Below are 368 nucleotides of genomic sequence, written 5' to 3'. Positions count from 1 at the left end.
ATATATGTCGGGAATACATTTATTTCAAAGGTCTGATTAATTATATTTTTTGTATCCAGCACCATTGGAATTGGTGATTCATTTAATTCGATAAATTTTAAATAGGTTTTCCAGTTTTCATAATTACCTGCACCGCTCCATAGTATGATTACATCTAATTTATCTCTATTTTGGTTACTTAACTTTACCAATTCAGGAATTCCTTTTAAACAGCCTTTGCATGCAGGAATAGATGAGTCTAACAAGAAGAATTTACCTTTTTTTAATTCTATAGATTTCAATTCGTTGTTTAGATCAACTACATCAAAAGATTCTAGCTTTTTACTTCCTGGATCATATTTAATACTTGATTCTGTCGGTATTTGTGA

At 29.3% G+C, this 368-nt stretch carries 1 protein-coding gene; it reads right to left on the bottom strand.

From position 1 onward, the window contains the following. Positions 1 to 368 (bottom strand): TlpA family protein disulfide reductase (locus J1N10_RS21510; RefSeq protein WP_262328702.1); only part of this gene is annotated, 368 nt, incomplete at both ends.

It is taken from the genome of Carboxylicivirga litoralis (genome assembly GCF_025499605.1).
In the GTDB taxonomy this organism is placed as follows: Bacteria; Bacteroidota; Bacteroidia; order Bacteroidales; family Marinilabiliaceae; genus Carboxylicivirga; species Carboxylicivirga litoralis.
Note: the sequence above shows the minus strand (reverse complement) of the source record. Positions and strands in the feature narration are given on the sequence as shown.